General features: G+C 75.6%; 19 protein-coding genes and 1 pseudogene. 13 read left to right on the forward strand and 7 right to left on the reverse strand.

Translation table 11 applies throughout. The annotated features are described in order from the left end of the window. Positions 1–215: 215 nt before the first annotated feature. On the forward strand, positions 216–1,328 hold the full coding sequence (gene ald / locus ABD994_RS29735; protein ID WP_345424766.1) for an alanine dehydrogenase: 1,113 nt from the start codon (positions 216–218) through the stop codon (positions 1,326–1,328). Further along, on the forward strand, positions 1,325–2,263 hold the full coding sequence (locus ABD994_RS29740; RefSeq protein ID WP_345424769.1) for a site-specific tyrosine recombinase XerD: 939 nt from the start codon (positions 1,325–1,327) through the stop codon (positions 2,261–2,263). The genes ald and ABD994_RS29740 overlap by 4 nt, the downstream gene beginning before the upstream one ends. Before the next feature lie 24 nt (positions 2,264–2,287). On the opposite strand, the gene ABD994_RS29745 is transcribed toward ABD994_RS29740, so the two are convergent. After that, positions 2,288–3,682, reverse strand: coding sequence for a cytochrome P450 (locus ABD994_RS29745; protein WP_425550154.1), 1,395 nt, complete (start codon positions 3,680–3,682; stop codon positions 2,288–2,290). A 156-nt stretch (positions 3,683–3,838) separates the two neighbouring features. Between ABD994_RS29745 and ABD994_RS29750 the strand changes: the two genes are divergently transcribed. Then, complete coding sequence (locus tag ABD994_RS29750; protein ID WP_345424775.1) at positions 3,839–4,420, forward strand: TetR/AcrR family transcriptional regulator; 582 nt, start codon at positions 3,839–3,841, stop codon at positions 4,418–4,420. 24 nt (positions 4,421–4,444) lie between these two features. Here the strand turns inward: ABD994_RS29750 and ABD994_RS29755 are convergent, their stop codons facing one another. Continuing rightward, the gene (locus ABD994_RS29755) at positions 4,445–5,689 is read right to left on the reverse strand and encodes an MFS transporter (RefSeq protein WP_345424778.1); all 1,245 of its coding nucleotides are present in this window, start codon (positions 5,687–5,689) and stop codon (positions 4,445–4,447) included. A 244-nt stretch (positions 5,690–5,933) separates the two neighbouring features. Between ABD994_RS29755 and ABD994_RS29760 the strand changes: the two genes are divergently transcribed. From ABD994_RS29760 to ABD994_RS29780, 5 genes and pseudogenes are all read left to right on the forward strand, one after another. Further along, positions 5,934–6,869 carry a ParA family protein gene (locus tag ABD994_RS29760; RefSeq protein WP_345424781.1) on the forward strand — a complete coding sequence of 312 codons (936 nt, stop codon included), beginning with the start codon at positions 5,934–5,936 and terminating at the stop codon, positions 6,867–6,869. Then, positions 6,866–7,666 carry a segregation and condensation protein A gene (locus tag ABD994_RS29765; protein ID WP_345424784.1) on the forward strand — a complete coding sequence of 267 codons (801 nt, stop codon included), beginning with the start codon at positions 6,866–6,868 and terminating at the stop codon, positions 7,664–7,666. The genes ABD994_RS29760 and ABD994_RS29765 overlap by 4 nt, the downstream gene beginning before the upstream one ends. Beyond that, entirely contained in the window at positions 7,663–8,241 is a 579-nt protein-coding gene (scpB, locus tag ABD994_RS29770; RefSeq protein WP_345424787.1) for an SMC-Scp complex subunit ScpB, read from the forward strand. The genes ABD994_RS29765 and scpB overlap by 4 nt, the downstream gene beginning before the upstream one ends. 20 nt (positions 8,242–8,261) lie before the next feature. Beyond that, positions 8,262–9,566: pseudogene (locus ABD994_RS29775) on the forward strand (carboxylesterase/lipase family protein); the annotation flags it as partial. Next, the gene (locus tag ABD994_RS29780) at positions 9,565–9,750 is read left to right on the forward strand and encodes a hypothetical protein (protein ID WP_345424816.1); all 186 of its coding nucleotides are present in this window, start codon (positions 9,565–9,567) and stop codon (positions 9,748–9,750) included. The pseudogene ABD994_RS29775 and the gene ABD994_RS29780, both read left to right, overlap by 2 nt. A 13-nt stretch (positions 9,751–9,763) precedes the next feature. Here the strand turns inward: ABD994_RS29780 and ABD994_RS29785 are convergent, their stop codons facing one another. Together ABD994_RS29785 and ABD994_RS29790 are read right to left on the reverse strand one after the other, a co-directional pair. Then, complete coding sequence (locus tag ABD994_RS29785; RefSeq protein ID WP_345424819.1) at positions 9,764–10,159, reverse strand: hypothetical protein; 396 nt, start codon at positions 10,157–10,159, stop codon at positions 9,764–9,766. A gap of 65 nt (positions 10,160–10,224) precedes the next feature. Continuing rightward, complete coding sequence (locus ABD994_RS29790; protein WP_345424790.1) at positions 10,225–11,304, reverse strand: glycosyltransferase family 4 protein; 1,080 nt, start codon at positions 11,302–11,304, stop codon at positions 10,225–10,227. A 170-nt stretch (positions 11,305–11,474) separates the two neighbouring features. On the opposite strand from ABD994_RS29790, the gene ABD994_RS29795 reads away from it, so the two are divergent. From ABD994_RS29795 to der, 3 genes are all read left to right on the forward strand, one after another. Next, the gene (locus tag ABD994_RS29795; RefSeq protein ID WP_425550153.1) at positions 11,475–12,209 is read left to right on the forward strand and encodes a pseudouridine synthase; all 735 of its coding nucleotides are present in this window, start codon (positions 11,475–11,477) and stop codon (positions 12,207–12,209) included. 110 nt (positions 12,210–12,319) lie between these two features. Further along, positions 12,320–13,069 (forward strand): (d)CMP kinase, encoded by a 750-nt coding sequence (gene cmk / locus ABD994_RS29800; protein ID WP_345424796.1) that lies wholly within the window; start codon positions 12,320–12,322, stop codon positions 13,067–13,069. Positions 13,070–13,110: 41 nt separating this feature from the next. Continuing rightward, the gene (gene der / locus ABD994_RS29805; RefSeq protein ID WP_345424810.1) at positions 13,111–14,490 is read left to right on the forward strand and encodes a ribosome biogenesis GTPase Der; all 1,380 of its coding nucleotides are present in this window, start codon (positions 13,111–13,113) and stop codon (positions 14,488–14,490) included. Between the two features lie 7 nt (positions 14,491–14,497). Here the strand turns inward: der and ABD994_RS29810 are convergent, their stop codons facing one another. After that, the gene (locus ABD994_RS29810) at positions 14,498–14,806 is read right to left on the reverse strand and encodes a helix-turn-helix domain-containing protein (RefSeq protein WP_345424813.1); all 309 of its coding nucleotides are present in this window, start codon (positions 14,804–14,806) and stop codon (positions 14,498–14,500) included. Positions 14,807–14,894: 88 nt separating this feature from the next. Beyond that, positions 14,895–17,123: an AAA family ATPase gene (locus ABD994_RS29815; protein ID WP_345424799.1), complete on the reverse strand. Its 2,229-nt coding sequence runs from the start codon at positions 17,121–17,123 to the stop codon at positions 14,895–14,897. Positions 17,124–17,277: 154 nt separating this feature from the next. On the opposite strand from ABD994_RS29815, the gene ABD994_RS29820 reads away from it, so the two are divergent. Both ABD994_RS29820 and ABD994_RS29825 read left to right on the forward strand, forming a co-directional pair. Continuing rightward, positions 17,278–17,853 (forward strand): TIGR03086 family metal-binding protein, encoded by a 576-nt coding sequence (locus ABD994_RS29820; RefSeq protein ID WP_345424802.1) that lies wholly within the window; start codon positions 17,278–17,280, stop codon positions 17,851–17,853. A 62-nt stretch (positions 17,854–17,915) separates the two neighbouring features. Beyond that, positions 17,916–18,359 (forward strand): VOC family protein, encoded by a 444-nt coding sequence (locus tag ABD994_RS29825; RefSeq protein ID WP_345424804.1) that lies wholly within the window; start codon positions 17,916–17,918, stop codon positions 18,357–18,359. Here ABD994_RS29825 and ABD994_RS29830 read toward each other — a convergent pair. Beyond that, on the reverse strand, positions 18,356–19,246 hold the full coding sequence (locus ABD994_RS29830) for an FHA domain-containing protein (RefSeq protein WP_345424807.1): 891 nt from the start codon (positions 19,244–19,246) through the stop codon (positions 18,356–18,358). The genes ABD994_RS29825 and ABD994_RS29830 overlap by 4 nt on opposite strands. Between the last annotated feature and the right edge of the window lie 138 nt (positions 19,247–19,384).

Below are 19,384 nucleotides of genomic sequence, written 5' to 3' on the forward strand. Positions count from 1 at the left end.
GCAACTGACCAAGGGGTGTTGCGACCACCGCACGAATCCGCCCCGAAGCAGCGAAAGCGCCGTTCGTTCGCGGGGTGGGGTGCGCGCGCGGAGGCTGGTGCTGGGCCGTGCGGGCGAGGACGTCCGCGAAGGGCTCGAGGCCGTCGCACGGTGCTCGGTGTGCGCCCGCCGCGCGGCGGGCCGTCGGCGGCTGCCGGCGGGGCTATGGTCCGGCCATGAAGGTGGGCGTTCCCCGTGAGGTCAAGGACCACGAGGACCGGGTGGCCCTCACCGCCGTCGGCGTCACCGAGCTGGTCCGGCGCGGCCACGAGGTGCTCGTCGAGGGCGGTGCCGGGCTCGGTTCGGCGATCACCGACGACGCCTACCGGGAAGCCGGCGCCACGGTCCTCGACGACGCCGACGAGGTGTGGGCGTCGGCGGACCTGCTGCTCAAGGTCAAAGAGCCGGTGTCCGAGGAGTACCACCGCCTGCGGCGCGGGCAGGTGCTGTTCACCTACCTGCACCTGGCGGCGTCGCGGGAGTGCACGACCGCGCTGCTCGACGCGGGCGCGACGGCCGTCGCGTACGAGACCGTCCAGACCGCGGACGGGGCGCTGCCGCTGCTCGCCCCGATGAGCGAGATCGCCGGGCGCATGGCGCCGCAGGTCGGGGCGCACCACCTGGAGAACGCCCAGGGCGGGCGCGGTGTCCTGCTCGGCGGCGTGCCCGGTGTCCGTCCCGGACGGGTCGTGATCATCGGCGCCGGCACGTCCGGGATGGCGGCGACGACGATCGCGGTCGGGCTGAGAGCCTCCGTCGAGGTGCTCGACGTCGACGTCCGGGCGCTGCGGCGGGTCGACGAGGTGTTCTCCGGCGCGGTGCGCACCGTGCTCTCCAGCGCCCCGGAGGTCGAGCGTGCGTGCCGCGAGGCCGACCTCGTCGTCGGGGCCGTGCTGGTGCCCGGCGCGCGGGCCCCGGTGGTGGTGTCGAACGAGCTCGTCGGCCGGATGCGGTCGGGCTCGGTGCTGGTCGACCTCGCCGTCGACCAGGGCGGCTGCTTCGCCGACACCCGCCCCACCACGCACGCCGAGCCGACCTACCGCGTGCACGACTCGATCTTCTACTGCGTCGCGAACGTCCCCGGCGCGGTGCCCACGACGTCCACCCGGGCCCTGACCGGCGTCACGCTGCCCTACGTGCTGGCCCTCGCCGACCACGGCCTCGCCGACGCCGCGGCCGCCGACCCGGCCCTGGCCAAGGGCATCAACGTCGTGGGCGGCGAGCTGGTGACCGGGGCCGTCGGTGCGGCGCACGACCTGCCCGTGCGGGAGCTGTCGGAGGTGCTGTGACGGGGGGCTCGACGAGGCCGTCCCGGGCGGTGCAGGTCTACCTCGACCACCTGCTCGTCGAGCGCGGAACGGCCGAGAACACGCTGGTCTCCTACCGGCGCGACCTGGGGCGCTACCTCGAGCACCTGGAGCGCGCCGGGATCGACGACCTCGCCGAGGTGACCGAGCGCCACGTCGGCGACTTCCTCGTCGCGCTGCGCACGGGGGCCGACGGCCGGACCCCGCTGGCGACGGCGTCGGCGACGCGGGCGGTGGTCGCCGTGCGGGGGCTGCACCGGTTCGCGCTGGCCGAGGGCCTGGTGGCGGTCGATGTGGCCCGCGAGGTGCACCCGCCGTCGCCGCCCCGGCGGCTGCCGAAGGCGCTGGACGTCGCGACCGTGGGCCGGTTGCTGGAGGCCCGGGGCGGCGACGCCGACGACGTGGCCGGCGTGCGCGACCGGGCGCTGCTCGAGCTCCTCTACTCCACCGGGGCGCGCATCACCGAGGCGGTCGGGCTGGACGTCGACGACGTCGACACCACCGACCGGTCGGTGCGGCTGGCCGGCAAGGGCGGCAAGGAGCGGCTCGTGCCGATCGGACGGCCGGCGCTCGCCGCGCTGGACGCGTACCGGGTGCGGGCGCGGCCGGCGCTGGCCCAGCGGGGACGCGGCACGCCGGCGCTGTTCCTCAACGCCCGCGGGGCGCGGCTGTCACGGCAGAGCGCGTGGGCGTCGCTGCGCGCGGCGGCCGACCGCGCGGGCATCGGCGGGGACATATCCCCGCACACCCTGCGGCACTCGTTCGCGACCCACCTGCTCGACGGCGGCGCCGACCTGCGCGTGGTGCAGGAGCTGCTGGGCCACGCGTCGGTGACGACGACGCAGATCTACACGCAGGTCACCGTCGACACCCTGCGCGAGGTCTTCGCCATGGCCCACCCCCGCGCACGTGCGTGATCTTCTGAGCGATAGCTCAGAAGATCACGCACGTAGGGGGTCGAGGCGCAGCGGGAGTCCGTCCGCGGGGACGGGGAGCGAGGTGTTGTCCCAGCGCGGGGTGTAGCCCGGCGCCACCGAGATCCGGTGGTGGCGCAGGAGCTCGTGGAGGATCGCGGTGACCTCGAGCTGGCCGAACAGCATGCCCAGGCACTTGTGCACCCCGCCGCCGAACGGGATCCAGGCGTCGCGGTGGGCGCGGTCCTCGCGTCGGGGCTCGGCGAAGCGCTCGGGGTCGAAGGCGTCGGGGTCGGTCCAGATCGCGGGGTCGAAGTGGTTGACCGCGCCGGCGACCATGACGAGCTGCCCGGCGGGCAGGTGGTGGCCGAGCAGGGCGGTGTCGCGGACGGTGCGGCGCATGACCACCGGGACCGGCGCGGCCAGGCGCAGCGACTCGCGGATGACGAGGTCGAGCGTGGTCAGCGACTCCAGCGCCGTCTTGTCCGGCGGCGCGTCGCCGAGCGCCAGCGACTCGGCGCGGGCGCGCTCCTGCCACGCGGGGTGCGCGGCGAGGTGGTAGGCGGCGGCCGCGCTGGTGATGGTCGACGTGTCGTGCGCGGCCATCATCAGGAAGATCATGTGGTTGACGACGTCGTCGTCGGAGAACGCCTCGCCCTCGGGCGTCCGGGCGCGGCACAGCGCGGAGAAGAGGTCGTCGCCGTCGCCGGCCCGTTTGGCGGGCAGCGCCTCGGTGAAGTAGCGCTCGAGCAGGGCCCGCCCGCGCAGACCGGCGCGGAAGCGGGTGCCGGGCAGGTCGCGGCGCACGATCGCGCTCGCCGCCTGCACGCAGGCCATGAACGCGTCGTTGACCGCCTGCGCCTCCGGCCCGGAGCGCCCGTCCATGAACACCTGGGTGGCGACGTCGAGGGTCAGCGCCTTGAGCATCGGGTAGACGCGCACCTGCCGGCCCCGCGGCCACACCGGGATGGCCTCGCGCAGCACCGGGACCGTCCGGTCGACGTAGCCGCGGATGCGCGGCGCCGTGAACGCCTCCTGCATGACGCGCCGGTGCACGCGGTGCTCCTCGCCGTCGAGCAGCATGAGTCCGCGGTGGAAGAAGTCGTCGACGAGGTAGCGCCAGCCGTCCTGCGAGTAGGCCTTGTCGGGGTTGGTGAGCACGGCGTGGGTCGCCTCGGGCCCGGCGGCGATGACGACGTGCTCGCCGGCGAACCCGCACCACGACACGGGGCCGAGCGCGGCGTGGCGGGCGCGGGTGAAGGCGTGCCCGAAGCGGATGTAGGTCAGCGTGTGCCCGAGGACGGGCATGCCCGCGTCACCGGGGACGGGGGCGAGGCCGGAGCCCGCGGGCGGTGCGGCGAGCGGGCCGGGACGCCGCGGGTGCGCCCGCTCGAGCAGGTGGTCGTCGACGCCGCGCGGCATCGGGGTGAGGACGACGGACGACAGGCGTTCGCCCGTCGCGGTGCGGACTGCGGGCACGGCCACCTCCACGTCGGCGGGACGAGGAGGACGCTAGACACGAATGGCGTCCGTGTCCACGGACTGGACGCAGCAATGGCCAGCGTCTACGTTGCGGCCGTGGCCCCGACCTTCGCCGACCGCACCCGCGGCCTCGTCCGCAACGAGGCGCTCGAGCGCGCGGCGGAGCTGCTCGTCGCCGGCGGCTGGCGCGGGCTGCGCCTGCAGGACGTCGCCGACGGCATCGGCGTGAGCCGCCAGACGCTCTACAACGAGTTCGCGAGCAAGCAGGGGCTCGCCGCGGCGCTGGTGCTGCGGCGCACCGAGGAGTTCCTCGCCCAGCTCGAGGCCGCGCTCGAGGGCGAGGACGACATCCACCGGGCGTGGGCCTCCTCGGTGCGCACGACCCTCGACACCGTCGGGCGCGACCCCCTGCTGCGCGCGCTGCTCACCGGCCAGGGCGCGCAGGAGCTGCTACCGCTGCTGACGAGCGAGGCCGAGCCGCTCGTGACCGCCGCCCGCGACCGCGGCGCGGACTTCCTGCTCCGCCGTCGCCCCGAGCTCGACGTCGCGACGGCGACCGCGGCCGCCGAGATCGCCGCGCGGCTGACGATCAGCCACGTCGTGCTGCCGCTGCACCCGCCCGACGTCGTCGCCGACCAGGTCGCGACGACGGTGGTCCGCTACCTCGGTCGTGCGTGATCTTCCGAGCCATCGCTCGAAAGATCACGCACGTGCGGGGGCGCGGCCGACGGCGGCGACGGCGACGGCGCCGAGGGCGGCGACGATCGCGAAGACGTAGAAGCCCCAGGGATTGGCGATGCCGGCCTGGAGCAGGGCGCCGCCGAGAATCGGGCCGACGATCGCGCCGAGCCGCCCGACGCCGCTGGCCGTGCCGAGCGCCGTGCCGCGGCCCTCGGCCGGGTAGAGCTGCGACACGTAGGCGTAGACCAGCACCTGCGCCGAGAACACGAAGACGCCGGCGAGCAGCACGCTGACGTAGACGCCGATGCCGGGCAGCTTGATCGACAGCAGCGCGAGGAAGAGGGTCGCCGCGGCGAACCAGGCGATCGTCGCCGGGCGCACGCCGATGCGGTTGGCGACGGTGCCGGCGAGCAGCAGCCCGAGGACCGCGCCGACGTTGAGCACGAGCAGCAGGGCGAGCGCGGCGCCCAGGGCGTAGCCGGCCGACCGCATGATCTCGGGCAGCCAGGTGTTGAGGCCGTAGACCAGCAGCAGGCCCATGAACGACGCGACCCAGAACGCGATCGTCGGGCGCGCGAGGCCGTCGCGGAACAGCGTCGCGACCGGGTTGCGGCGCTCACCACGCCAGCTCGAGTCGCGCTCGCCGTTCTTCCGCGCCAGGTACTCCGCCGACTCCGGCAGCCGCAGGACGATCAGCGGCACGAGCACGAGCGCCGGGATCGTGCCGGCGACGAACATCGCCGGCCAGCCGAACGACCCGATGAGCAGGATGCCGAGCAGGGCCGTCAGCACCGCGCCGACGTGGTAGCCGGTCATCATGATCGTGGTGGCGCTGCTGCCCCGCCCGCTCGGCGCGTACTCGGCGACCAGGGCCAGCGCCACCGGCAGCACCCCGCCGAGCCCGAGGCCCGCGAGGAAGCGCAGGACGCCGAGCACCTCGGGGTTCGGCGCGAACGCGCAGGCCAGCGTGAGGACCGAGAAGGCCGTCACCGTCGCGATCATCGTGCGGCGCCGGCCGATGACGTCGGCGACCGGCCCGACGGCCAGCGCGCCGACCATGACCCCGAGCAGGCCCACCGTCACGACCACCGACGCGCCGGCCGGGTCGAGGTCCCACGCCGGGTCGCGCAGCAGCACCGGCATGACCACGCCGATGACGACGAGGTCGAAGCCCTCCAGCGCGACGGCGGTCCAGCACAGCGGGCGCACCCAGCCGGCGCCGGCGGTGTCCCGGGATGCGGTGCTCGTTCTCGGCTCGGTCGTCATCGCACGTCCTCGTGGGTCGACGGAAGCGGACAGTATGGGAACGGCCACACAGAGGCGTCACGCCGGCTTCCGTCCACCGGGAGATCGGGACGGACCGGGCGGAACGGATCGCCGTGCGTGACGGGCGCCACCGGAACGCGTCACGGTCGCACGACACCGGCCGGGACGTCGTCACCTCGCCCGGCGAGTCGTGCGCCGGCGCGCGTGGAGCGCCTCCTAGGCTGATCGCACGAGGAGGGACGCCATGTCGAACCCCCAGCCGGTCCTCTGGTCAGCCACGGAGCCCGAGCCGCCGGACGCCACGGCCCACGCCACCGCCGACAACACCACCGAGAACACCACCGAGCCCACCGGCGAGGTCCCCCCGGGGCGCCCGCGCCGGCACGTCCCCGTCCCCGGGCCCCTCGACGGGCACGGCCCGGCGACGGTCCTCGCGATGTGCAACCAGAAGGGCGGGGTCGGCAAGACCACCTCGACGATCAACCTCGGCGCCGCGCTCGCGGAGTACGGCCGTCGGGTGCTGCTCGTCGACTTCGACCCGCAGGGCGCCCTCTCGGTCGGTCTGGGCGTGCAGCCCCACCAGCTCGACACCACGATCTACAACCTGCTCATGGAGAAGGGCACGAAGATCGAGGACGTCATCCGCCCGACGACGGTCGAGGGCATGGACCTGCTGCCCTCGAACATCGACCTCTCGGCCGCCGAGGTGCAGCTGGTCACCGAGGTCGGCCGGGAGCAGTCGCTCGGGCGCGTCATCTCGCCGGTGCTCGACCGCTACGACTACGTCCTCGTCGACTGCCAGCCGTCGCTGGGCCTGCTGACGGTCAACGCGCTGGCCTGCGCGGACGGCGTGCTCATCCCGCTCGAGTGCGAGTTCTTCAGCCTGCGCGGGGTGGCGCTGCTGATGGACACGATCGAGAAGGTGCAGGACCGGCTGAACCCCAAGCTGGAGATCACCGGCATCCTGGCCACCATGTACGACCCGCGCACGCTGCACACCCGCGAGGTGATGACGCGCGTCGTCGAGGCGTTCGGGGAGCTGGTCTTCGACGCCGTCATCAACCGCACCGTCCGCTTCCCGGAGACGACGGTGGCCGGCGAGCCCATCACCCGGTGGGCCTCCAAGTCCACCGGCGCGGAGGCCTACCGCGCCCTGGCCCGCGAGGTCATCGCGCGGTGACGCTGGCCCCCGAAGCACCCGAACGCAGCCGCTTCCAGGTCAGTCTGGACAACTTCACCGGCCCGTTCGACCTGCTCCTCCAGCTCATCGGCCGCCACGAGCTCGACGTGACCGAGGTGGCGCTCTCCCGCGTCACCGACGACTTCATCGCCTACACCACGGCCCTGGGCGACGACGCCGACCTCGAGGAGACCACCGGCTTCCTCGTCGTCGCCGCGACGCTGCTCGACCTCAAGGCCGCGCGGCTGCTGCCCCAGGCCGAGGTGGAGGACGAGGAGGACCTCGCGCTGCTCGAGGCGCGCGACGTGCTCTTCGCCCGGCTGCTGCAGTACCGCGCCTACCAGCAGGTCGCGGCACTGTTCCGCGAGCTCGAGGGCGCGGCACGGATGCGCTACCCGCGCGCGGTGACGCTGGAGCCGCGGTTCGCCGAGCTCCTGCCACCGGTGCAGCTGGGCCTGGACGCCGACGGGTTCGCGGAGCTCGCCGCGGCCGTCTTCCGCCCGAAGCCGCCGCCGACGGTCGGGCTGGACCACCTGCACGCCTCGACGGTGTCGGTGCCCGAGCAGGTCCGGATCCTGTCGGAACGCCTCCGGGCGCAGGGCAGCGCGACGTTCGCCGCCCTCGTGGCCGACTGCGAGCACGGCATCGAGGTCGTGGGACGCTTCCTCGCCGTGCTGGAGATGTACCGGTCCCGGGACGTCGCGCTCGACCAGCCCGAGGCGTTCGCCGAGCTGCACGTCCGGTGGGCTCCCGGGGGTGACGCGGGCAGCGCAGGGCTGACGGGGGAGGACGAGTGAGCGAGGGAGCCGACCCCCTCGAGGAGCTCGAGGAGGCGCTGGTCTCCGACGCCGAGCTCGTCGCCGCGCTGGAGGCCGTGCTGCTCGTCGTGGACGCCCCGGCGCCGACCGACCAGATCGCCGACGTCCTGCACGAGCCGATCCCGCGGGTGCAGCAGGCCCTCGAGGGCCTGGCCGCGGAGTACACCGAGCGCGGGCGCGGGATGGAGCTGCGCGCCACCGGCGAGGGCTGGCGGCTCTACAGCCGCGACCGCTTCGCCCCGTACGTCGAGCGCTTCGTCCTCGACGGTCAACGCACCCGCCTGACCCGCGCGGCGCTGGAGACCCTGGCGATCGTCGCCTACCGCCAGCCGGTGACGCGCTCGCGCGTGGCCGCCGTGCGCGGGGTCAACGTGGACGGCGTCATGCGCACCCTCGCCGCGCGCGGCCTGATCATCGAGGCCGGCACCGACGTCGGCGGAGGCACGCTCTACCGCACCACCGAGCTCTTCCTCGAGCGCCTGGGCCTGGACTCGATCGAGGACCTGCCGCCGATCGCGCCGCTCCTGCCCGACGTGGACGACATCGACGAGTGACGCAGGGGGCACCCCGCGGCGTGGACGAGATCCGGCAGACCACCGGCGGGACGATCCGGGGCTCCGTCGCCGACGGTCCTGACGCCGTCGCGACCTTCCTCGGCGTGCCCTACGCCGCGGCACCGGTGGGGGAGCGGCGCTTCGCCCGCGCCGAGCCCGCGCGCTGGGACGGTGAGCGCGACGCCACCGTCCCCGGTCCCACGGCGCCACAGGCGGGCGCCGCCGCGGGGATGCCCGACATCAGCCCGATCACCGGGCCGGGGTGGGTGCCGGGCGCGGACTACCTGACCGCGGACGTCCGCACCCCGGGCGGCTCCGGGCTGCCGGTCATGGTGTTCGTCCACGGCGGCTCGTTCACCGGCGGCGCCACGCTCGCCCCCGTCTACGACGGGACGCGCCTGGCGCGGGAGGGCGCCGTCGTCGTCGCGATCCACTACCGGCTCGGCGTCCCCGGCTTCGGGGCCGTCCCGGGCGTCGTCGCCAACCGGGGGCTGCACGACCAGATCGCCGCCCTGCGCTGGGTCCACGACAACGCCGTGGCCTTCGGCGGGGACCCGGACCGCATCACGGTGTTCGGCGAGTCCGCCGGCGCGCTGAGCGTCGCCGCCCTGCTGGTCGCCGCCCCGCCCGGGCTGATCCGCCGGGCGATCGTGCAGAGCGGCGGCGGCTCCCACGTCCTCGCGCCGGCCCAGGCCACGGTGACGACGTCGGCGCTGGCCGACGACCTGGGCGTCGACCAGCACGCCCTCGTCGACGTGCCCGACGAGGGCCTGGTCGCCGCCGTCGCCCGCCTGGGGCGGCGGCCGCCGGACCTCGCCGTCCAGGGGCTGCGCGACCCGCTCATGGGCCTCGCGCCGCTCGGGCCCGTCCTCGACGGCGACCTGCTCGACCGCCAGCCGGTCGAGGCCGTCGCCGACGGCGCGGCCGTCGACATCGACCTCCTGGTCGGCCACAACGCCGACGAGATGGCCCTCTACACGATGATCGGGGAGGCGTTCGGGTTCCCGGCGCCCGACGAGGACGCCCTGGGTGCCCTCGTCGCCCGGCTGCACGACGACCCCGACCGCGTCGTCGCCGCCTACCGCTCCTCGGGCCGCGGAGCGACGACACCGGCGCTGTTCGACGCCGTGCGCTCCGACTGGATGTTCGGCGTCCCCACCCGCCGCCTCGCCGACGCCCACACCGGCTCGACGCGGCGCTACGTGTTCGGCTGGCGCGAGGACGGCCTCGGCGCCTGCCACGGCCGCGAGCTGCCGTTCGTCTTCGACGTCGTGGGCCGCGTCGACACCGGCGCCTTCGCCGTCCCCGACGCCGAGCGGACCCGTGCGCTGGCCGCCCGCATGCGTCGCGCGTGGGTCGCCTTCGCCCGCGACGGCGACCCCCGGCTGGCCGCCGTACTCGGCCGGGACGCCGACGACGCGGCTCTTCGGCGTGGGCGAGCAGGCCGCCGACGCGCTGACCGACGCCCCGGACGGCCCGGAGCAGGAGGTCTGGGAGGGCGTGCGGTAGGTCGGGCGCTGGATCAGGCGGCCGTGTCGGCGAACCGCACCGCGAGCTCGGCGAGGAACGCGTCGGCCAGGCGCTCGAACGCGTCGGCGTCGAGCGAGACGGCGTCGCCCGGCGCCAGCCCGAGCACCGACCGCTCGGGCTGGTACCTGATGACCTTGTTCGGGGTCAGCACGCCGTCGTGGTCGAGGAGCGACTCGGCCAGCAGCTCGACCTCGGTGACGGGGTTGGTGTCCTTGCCGGAGACGTTCCGGATGCGGTGCACGAAGCGGCGGTCCAGGGCGAGCAGCAGGGCGTTGGCCAGGGCGGGCTCGTCAGGAGCGGCGGCGCCGCGCAGGGCGGCGACCTGGGCGGCGACCGTGGTGCGCGCGTTCTCGATTTCGTCGGTGGTGAAGGTCTTGCGTCCGAGCACGGTGGCTCCTCTCCTCGGTGTCCACCTCCTGGTCGCACGGCGCCGCCCCGATGTGACCGGACCGGTCAGGCGGCCGCCCAGATGTCGGCGAGGCGCCCCGCCCAGCGCGGCGCGGCGTACGGCTCGACGTCCGTGCGTGCCCGCGCCCCGAGCGCACGGCGCCGGTCGTCGTCGGCGACCAGGGCCTCGAGCGCCCGGGCCAGCGCCGCCGCGTCCCCGACCGGCACGAGCACGCCGTTCTCCCCGTCGCGGACCACCTCGGGCAGCGCCCCCACCGGCGTCACCACCGGCGCGACCCCGAACGCCATCGCCTCGAGCACGGCCATCGGCAGGCCCTCGTGCGAGCTCGGCAGCACGAGCAGGTCGGCCCGGCGGAGCAGGTCGTCGCGCTCGGCGGGGGCCAGCCATCCGCTGACCGTGACGACGTCGCCGATCCCCGCGGCGGCGACGGCGCGGCGCACCCCGTCGACCTCGCCGTCGCCGGCCGCGAGCACCCGCAGCCGGTGCCGGGCCGCGGGGGAGAGCAGCGCGCAGGCGTCGACCAGGTCGTAGATCCCCTTGCGGGCGCCGAACCGGCCGAGGAACAGCGCGAGGACCTCGCCGCCGGGCACCCGCCCGGCGGGTGCGGCCGCCGGCCACTCGACGGGGTTGGGCAGGGCGACCACCCGCTCCTCGGGCACCCCGAGCCGCGTCGCGTAGCGCCCGCGCAGGCTCTCGGACAGCACGACGAGCCGGTGCGGGACGACCAGCGCCCGGACGGCCGCGCGCACCGGCGTCGGCAGCCCGTCGTACCAGTCGAGGAACTCCGAGCCGTGCATGTGGAGCACGACGGGGACCCCGCGGGCGCGCGCCAGCCGCCCGAGCAGGCCCTTGCGCAGCACCGAAGTGCGCTGGGAGACGTGCATGTGGACGAGGTCGGGCGGCCGCACGAGCAGGTGCCCGGCGGCGGCGAGCGTGCCGAGCGCCATCGCGCGCAGGCGGGTGACGGCCGGCCCGTCCCGGTGGGTGGTGACGACGTCGAGGTCGGCGAGGGCCTCGGCGTGCTCCTCGAGGGCGCGCTCGACGCTCCCGATGCCGCCGCGGGCGTCGGCCGGGGGCCCGACCACGAGCACGCGGGGGCGACGTGCGGGGGCTGGCTCTGTCACCGTGTGTGGCTCCGTTCATCCGGTCCGGGTCGTTCGTCCCCTCGTGGGCGCATCCGACCGGCGCCTCGTGTCGATCACGTGACGCCCGTGTGCGCGCCCGGTCTCCTGCGACGACCGGTGGACGGGGCGGGACCGGCGGTCGCCCGGACGGGCGCTGGTAGCCTGTGACCGTGAGTGACGGCGTCCGCCTGCAGAAGGTCCTGGCCGAGGCGGGGGTGGCGTCCCGGCGCCAGGCCGAGATCCTGATGCGCGCCGGCCGCGTCGAGGTCGACGGCAAGGTCGTCAAGGAGATGGGCATCCGGGTCGACCCGGAGACGTCCGTCATCCACGTCGACGGCTCGCGGGTCGTCACCGACACCGAGACCGTGCACCTCGCGCTGAACAAGCCCGAGGGGATGCTCTCGACGATGTGGGACGACCAGGGGCGCCGCTGCGTCGGCGACGTCGTCCTGGAGAAGGCCGAGGGCCAGCGGCTGTTCCACGTCGGGCGCCTCGACGCCGCCACCGAGGGGCTGCTGCTGCTCACCAACGACGGCGAGCTGGCCAACCGCCTGATGCACCCGTCCTACGAGGTGCCCAAGACCTACCTCGCCGAGATCCGCGCGCCCATCGCGAAGGACCTGGGGCGGCGGCTGCGCGACGGCGTCGAGCTGGACGACGGGCCGGCGGCGGTCGACAGCTTCAAGGTGATCGACCGGTCCGGGGCCCGGGTGATGGTCGAGGTCGTGCTCCACGAGGGCCGCAAGCACATCGTGCGGCGCCTGCTCGACGCCGTCGGCAAGCCGGTGGACCGGCTGGTGCGCACCGCCGTCGGCGACGTCCGTCTCGGCGAGCAGCGCCCGGGCACGCTGCGCAAGCTCGGCCGCGACGAGGTCGGGTCGCTGTACCGGGCCGTCGGGCTGTAGCGGGGTCCGTTGGCTCACCCGGAGCCGACAACGCCCCCTCCCGCAGGGCACAATGGACTTCCGAACGGGTGCGGGCAGGGTCTGACGGCGTTCGGGAGGCGGCTGCAGTGATGGACGGGGTTCTGCGCGGGGTCGTGGCGGTCGACGGGCCGTCGGGCACCGGCAAGTCGACCACCGCCCGCGGGCTCGCGATGCGGCTCGGCGCGCGCTACCTCGACACCGGCGCGATGTACCGGGCGGCGACGCTGGCCGTGCTGCGCGCGGGCGCCCCGCTGGACGTCGCGGCCACCACGGCCGACGGCCACGACGACGTCGTGGCGGTGGTGCTCGGCGCGCGCCTGGACCTGTCGACCGACCCGGCCGAGCCGCGTGTGCGCCTCGACGGCGAGGACGTCGGCGCGGAGATCCGGGGCTCGGAGGTGACCGGGGCCGTCTCGGCGGTCTCGGCGCTCACCGCGGTGCGCGCCCACCTCGTGGCCGAGCAGCGCCGCGTCGTCGACGAGGCCCTCGCCGCCGGCGCCGGCATCGTCGTGGAGGGTCGCGACATCGGCACGGTCGTGCTCCCCGACGCCGGGCTGAAGGTGTTCCTCACCGCCTCGGCGCTCGTCCGGGCCGGTCGCCGCGACGCGGAGAACACCGCGGCCGGGCGTTCCGGCGGGCCGGACGTGGCCGCCGACCTGGCGCGGCGCGACACGCTCGACTCGTCGCGGGCGGCGTCGCCGCTGCGGCCCGCGGACGACGCGGTCGAGGTCGACACCTCGGCGCTGGACATCGACGGCGTCCTCGACCGCCTGCAGGACCTCGCCGAGGACCGCGATATGATCGTCGGCTTCGCCGACGCGGGAGTCGGCTCTCACTGAGCTTTCACGAAGGACAGGCATTGAACGAGGAAGGGCCCGCTGTGCTCGCCGAGGGCGACGCAGGAACGGGCATCGAGGGTGACGCGCGCCCGGTCCAGCCGGTGCTGGCCGTGGTCGGGCGTCCCAACGTCGGCAAGTCGACGCTGGTCAACCGCATCCTGGGCCGCCGCGAGGCGGTGGTCCAGGACGTCTCGGGCGTGACGCGCGACCGCGTCGCCTACGACGCGCTGTGGAACGGGCGGCGGTTCACGCTGCTCGACACCGGCGGCTGGGAGCCCGGCGCCAAGGGGATGCAGGCGGCGATCTCGGCGCAGGCCGAGACGGCGATGGCGACCGCCGACGTCATCATGCTCGTCGTCGACGGCCAGGTCGGGGCCACCGCGGTCGACGAGGCCGTGGCGCGCACGCTGCGACGGGCCGACCGGCCGGTGATCCTGGCCGCCACCAAGGTCGACGACCAGCGCGGCGAGAACGAGCTCTCGGCGCTGTGGCGCCTCGGGCTCGGCGAGCCGCACCCGGTGTCGGGGCTGCACGGGCGCGGGTCCGGCGACCTGCTCGACCTCGTCATCGACGCGATGCCGGACAGCCCGCGCGACGACGTCGACCTCGAGGGCGGGCCGCGTCGTGTCGCCCTGGTCGGCAAGCCCAACGTCGGCAAGTCGAGCCTGCTCAACCAGCTCACCGGCGAGTCGCGGTCGGTGGTCGACGCGACCGCGGGCACCACCACCGACCCGGTCGACTCGGTCGTCGAGATCGACGGCGAGACGTGGAAGATCGTCGACACCGCGGGCCTGCGCCGCAAGGTCGGGCAGGCGTCGGGCACCGAGTACTACGCCTCGCTGCGCACCAAGGCGGCGATCGAGGCCGCCGAGGTGACGGTGCTGCTGCTCGACGCGTCGGAGCCGATCAGCGAGCAGGACTTGCGGGTCGCCTCGCAGGTCGCCGACGCCGGCCGCGCGCTGGTGCTCGCGATGAACAAGTGGGATCTCGTCGACGAGGACCGCCGCCACGCGATGGTCCGCGAGCTCGAGCGGGCTCTGGTCCGCTTCCCGTGGGTGGAGCGGGTCAACATCTCCGCCCGCACCGGGCGCGCGGTGCAGAAGCTCGCCCCCGCGATGCGCACCGCCCTGGAGAACTGGGACCGCCGCGTCCCCACCGGCCAGCTCAACCAGTGGCTCGCCGACGTCGTCGCCGCGACGCCCCCGCCGGTCCGCGGCGGCAAGCAGCCGAAGATCCTCTACGCGACGCAGGCGCAGAACCGGCCGCCGACGTTCGTGCTGTTCACCTCGGGCTTCCTCGAGGCCGGCTACCGCCGCTTCCTCGAGCGCAAGCTGCGCGAGACGTTTCCCCTGACCGGCACGCCGGTGCAGATCAACGTGCGGGTGCGCGAGAAGGGTAAGCGGGGCGGGCGCAAGAAGTAGCCGCCGCCTACGGCTCGGGCTGGTCCACGACGTAGGCGGCCAGGCTCGCGCGGTCCGGCAGGCCGAGCCGGGTGCACGCGCGGTAGACGTGGCTCTCGACCGTCCGCACCGACACGTGCAGCCGGGCTGCGATCTCGCGGTTGCCGAGGCCCTCGGCGGCGAGGATCGCGACCTCCCGCTCGCGGTCGCTGATGCGCAGCGGGCTGCGGGCCTCCTGCAGGGCCGGGGTCCGCGCGCCCTCGCACCGGGCCGCGAGGGTCGTGGCGCGTGCGGCGGCCGCGACGGACGCCGCGGTGCGGCCCTCCTCGCGGGCCACGACGGCGGCCTGCGCGGCCGCGTCGGCGGCGGCCAGCTCGAGGTCGCACGCCTCGAGCGCCTCGGCGGCGGCGAGGAGGCCGGGGACGTCACGGTCGCGCAGCGCGGCGGCGTGGGCGGCGCTCGCGGCGGCCCGCGGGGTGGGCAGGTCGGGCGCGAGCTCGTCGAGCGCCTCGGCCTGGTCGCGCGCGCCGAGACGGACCGCGAGGTGGCGGCCGACGAGCTCGGTCGAGCGCGCTCCCCGGCGCCGACTCTCGGTGACCACCTCCGCGGCCAAGCGGTCCGCCTCCGCCCGGGCGCCCCGCGCGGCGGCGACCCAGAGCCGGGCGATCGTGATCTCGATGTCGAAGAAGCGGACCCAGGGCTGGCGGTACCGCTGCGCGGTGGCCAGCGCGGCGTCCGCGCCCACGGTGTCGCCGACGAGGGCGTGGCCCTGGGCGATGCGGGCGTGGAGCAGGGACGACCAGCCGCCGCCGTGCCCGGGGAAGCTCGCGAGGACGCTGGTCAGGAGCCGGGCGGCCGTCCGCGGCCGGGACTCCCCGGCCACGCTGCCCCGGAACAGGCCGGCCCAGGTCGCGGCCTGCGCACCGGTGAGGTCGTCGAGCCAGGTCAGGCGGGCCCGCACGGTGTCGGGCGGCGTACAGCGCGGCCTGGAGACCCGCGAAGGCGATGTTGCCGACCATCACCCCGGTCTCGGGCGACCCGTGGGCCGCCGCCACGCCTTGGTCGACGATCTCCTGCACCCGGTCGGACTCGCCGCCCCGGAAGGCGAGCGTGTAGGCGGCCGGCCAGCAGGCCCAGCACCGGGCCTGGACGGTTAGGTCGTCCCGGCCGATCAGGGCCAGAGCGTCGTCGGCTGCGGCCCCGACCTCGCCGCCGACGGCGCGGAGCAGCGTCCGGCACACCGCCGGCTCGGGCCGGTCGGGCGTGCGCGCCTCCTCGGCGGCGAGCAGGGCCATCCCCTCCTCGGGCCGGTCGAGGACGAAGAAGACGACCTGGACGCGGACGAGGAAGGCGCGCATGCGCTCGTCGGTGGTCGTCGCCAGCTCCATCGCGCGGGCGAGGGCGGTGCTGCTCTCCTCGGCGCGCAGCTCCCAGCTGAGCAGGAACGCCAGGCTCAGCACCGGGTCGAAGCCCCCGCCTGCCTCGGCCGCCGCGTCGAGCAGGCGCTCGGCCAGGCGGTTGTCGGTCAGGGCGATCGCCTGCTGGGCCGCACCGACCAGGAGCCGGGGGTCGCGCGGGGTGTCGCCGTCGAGGTCGAGCACCGCACGGCGCAGCTGGTCGCCGGCGCGCCGGGCGCCGGTGTCGCGCAGTGCGCGCGACAGCTCACCGCGCAGGCGCCGCGCCCGGGGCAGGCTCAGCCGGGACCGGGCGGCGTCGCCGTAGAGCGGGTGCCCCAGACGGACCTCGGTGCGCGCGCCGTCGGCGTGCACGGTGACCAGATCGCGGTCGGCGACCCGCTCGACCTCGTCGGCGCCGGCCAGCGCCACGAGCACGGGCAGGCCGACCGGTTCGCCGAGGGCGACGAGCTCGATCACTCGCCGTTCCCCGTCGTCCAGGGTGCCGAGCCGCTCGCCGATCAGCTGCTCGAGCGCGGGGGAGAGGACGGGTTGGCCGTTCCACTCCCAGCGCCCGGACCGGGCCGCGGTCAGCCGGCCGGCGGCGCGCTCCCCCTCGACGAGGTGGCGCAGCCAGAGCACGTTGCCGACGGTCACCTCGTGGAGCCGCCGGGCGGCACGGGCGTCGACCGGCCCCTCCAGCGCGGCCTCGAGCAGCGCGGCCGTCGTCTCCTCGGTCAGCGGGGTGACGTCGACGCGGGTGGCGACGCCGTCCTTCCACATCGCCGTCACCGCGTCCGGGCAGACGGTGCCGGTCCGGACCGTGACGACGATCCGCACGGCGCGGTCGGTGGCCAGCTGGTTGAGCAGGGCCGCCGACGTCGGGTCGAGCACGTGCGCGTCGTCCACCAGCAGGACCGAGCGCGGCCCGTCGGCGCGCAGGGTCTCCGCGGTCCGCGCCAGCGTCGCGGTGTCGCCCTCGTCGGCGCGGCCGGGTGTCAGCCAGTGGGCGAACGCCCCCAGCGGGACGTCCCGGGCCGAGGCGGAGGCCCGGGCGACCTGGACCGGGTCGTGCGGGGCGATCCGGGCCGCGAGCTCGCGGGCGAGCCGGCTCTTGCCGACCCCGGCGGCCCCGGCGAGCACCACGGCGCCGTCGCGGGCCAGGGCGGCCGCGACGGTCGCGATGTCGTGGTCCCGGCCGGTGAAGGGCCAGGACAGCGGCGGCGGTGCGGACGGTGAGGGGAGCGGGGAGGGCGGCACCACGTTCCTCCGGTTCGGGGCCCGGATGGGCGGAGTGAGCGCCGAGTGTGCCCCACGTGGCGCAGTGGTGTGAATCGTCCGGTTCACGGCACTCGTCGGAGGCTCGCCGCGCTGGTACGTTCTCAGGACCAACCAGTCCTGAGGAGTGATTCGCATGCTCGATCTCGGTCCCGCCGCCCGCGAGGTGTCGAGGGTGGCCGCGCAGGTCGGCGACGGCGACCTCGACCGGCCGACGCCGTGCGGCTCGTGGACCGTGCGCGACCTGCTCGGCCACCTCCTGGCGCTGACCCAGCACTTCGCGAACGTCGCCCGGCACACCGAGTCCGACCGCGGCGGCGCGCCGCAGGACGTGACCGACGGGTGGCGGGCCCTCCTCGACGAGCGCCTCGCCGACCTCGCCACCGCGTGGACCGCACCCGAGGCCTGGGAGGGCGAGGGCAGCGCGGGCGGGCTGACCATGCCCCGCACCCAGCTCGGCGTCGTGGCCCTGGAGGAGCTGGTCCTGCACGGCTGGGACCTCGCCGGGGCGATCGGGGTGCAGTACGCGGTGCGGGACGAGGACGTCGCCGCGGTCGCGCAGTTCGTCGACGGGGTGGCGCAGGCGCCGCCCGAGGCCCGCACCGGCCTCTACGGCCCGATCGTCGACACCCCCGCCGACACCGAGCTGCACCGCGTGCTCGCGCTCGCCGGCCGCGACCCGCACCGCCCGCTCGCGACGACCTCGGGCTGACCCGTCGAGAACCCGTCGGTGGCTCCGTCCCCGGGTGACACACCCACCAGGGAGGGATCACCGTGACGATCACGCGCATGGACCACGTCGGCGTCGTCGTCGACGACCTCGAGGCCGCGATCGCCTTCTTCGTCGAGCTCGGGATGGAGCGGCAGGGGGAGGCGATGCCGGTGGCGGGCCGGTGGGTCGACCAGGTCGTCGGGCTCGACGACGTGCAGGTCGACATCGCCTTCGTCGCGACGCCGGACGGGCACGGCCGGCTCGAGCTGACGAGGTTCCGCCAGCCGGTGGCCAGGACCGCCGAGCCGGGCGCGCCGGCGAACACCCAGGGCCTGCGCCGGCTCATGTTCCTGGTCGACGACCTCGACGACACCGTCGCCCGCCTGCGTGCCCACGGCGGCGAGCTCGTCGGCGAGGTCGGGCGGTTCGAGGACGTCTACCGGCTCTGCTACCTGCGCGGACCCGGCGGCGTGATCGTCGCGCTGTCCGAGGAGGTCGCGGCCTAGACGGTCGCGGTCGCCCCCCGCCGCTCGGCGAGGCGGGCGTCGCCCTCCTCCAGGGCCGCGAGGACCCCGCGCAGCGCCCCGACCAGTCGGTCCGCGCCCCGGCGCACGACGTCCGGCCCGTGCTCGGCGAAGGCGTCGAGGCCGTCGCCGAGGGCGGCGTCCAGCCCGTCGACCAGGCGGCGGTCCTCCGCCAGCAGGGCCTCCACGTCGCCGGGCGCGTCGCCCGCCGGGCGGGCCGCGCGGTGGGCCGGGAGCGCGCGCAGGGCGGCCACGCCCGCCCGGAACCGCCCGACGTCCACCTCCGGGGCGCACAGCGACAGGGTCGGCCCGGCGAGGGCGTCGAGCTCGGCGTCGACGAGGGCGTCGAGTCCGGCGATGCACCGCTCGTGGGCCTCGCGCCGGGTCACGACGTCGGTCGCCGAGCCGCGCCGGGCGAGGTCGTCGGTGATCTCGCCCAGGCGCCGGTCCGCCGTGTCCCAGGCGGCGTGGAGGTCCGCGAGCGGCAGGAAGCGCAGCCCCTCCGGCCCGAGCACGACGCCACCGGCGGACCCGAACGCCGGTACGGCGCGGGGCGTGTCGGGCGGCGCCGGGGCGGTGAGCTCGCAGCGCACGGTGTGCGACCCCAGGGTGACGACGTCGTCCGCCCCGAGACGGCGCCGCTCCACGCGGTCGTTGCCGATCCAGGTGCCGTTGGCGCTCTCGAGGTCGACGAGCACGATGCCGTCCCCGTCGGCCTCCAGACGGGCGTGCCGGCGCGACACCATCCGGTCGGGCAGGACGACGTCCGCCCGCTCCGGGTCGCGGCCGAACGCGATCGGCAGCTCGACGAGGCGCTCGACGCTGTGCCCCTCGTCGGAGGTGATGACCAGACGGACGGTCTCAGGCATCGGCGCTCCCGGCGGGTGTCGCAGCGGGAGTCACGGCGGCTCCCCGGGCGGCCTCGCGGCGGGCGGCCTCCGCACGCTCGGCGGCGGCGAGGGCGGCGGTGAGCTGGTCGGCGGCCGGGAGCGGTGGGGCCGGTGCCG

Source organism: Actinomycetospora chlora (genome assembly GCF_039542135.1).
Taxonomy (GTDB): Bacteria; Actinomycetota; Actinomycetes; order Mycobacteriales; family Pseudonocardiaceae; genus Actinomycetospora; species Actinomycetospora chlora.

Bases quoted from the DNA above. Each gene is read 5' to 3' on its own strand.
- ald (WP_345424766.1), top strand. From the start codon at position 216: ATGAAGGTGGGCGTTCCCCGTGAGGTCAAGGACCACGAGGACCGGGTG.
- ABD994_RS29745 (WP_425550154.1), bottom strand. From the start codon at position 3,682: ATGCCGCGCGGCGTCGACGACCACCTGCTCGAGCGGGCGCACCCGCGG.
- ABD994_RS29755 (WP_345424778.1), bottom strand. From the start codon at position 5,689: ATGACGACCGAGCCGAGAACGAGCACCGCATCCCGGGACACCGCCGGC.
- ABD994_RS29760 (WP_345424781.1), top strand. From the start codon at position 5,934: ATGTCGAACCCCCAGCCGGTCCTCTGGTCAGCCACGGAGCCCGAGCCG.
- cmk (WP_345424796.1), top strand. From the start codon at position 12,320: ATGGACGGGGTTCTGCGCGGGGTCGTGGCGGTCGACGGGCCGTCGGGC.
- ABD994_RS29820 (WP_345424802.1), top strand. From the start codon at position 17,278: ATGCTCGATCTCGGTCCCGCCGCCCGCGAGGTGTCGAGGGTGGCCGCG.
- ABD994_RS29830 (WP_345424807.1), bottom strand. From the start codon at position 19,246: ATGCCTGAGACCGTCCGTCTGGTCATCACCTCCGACGAGGGGCACAGC.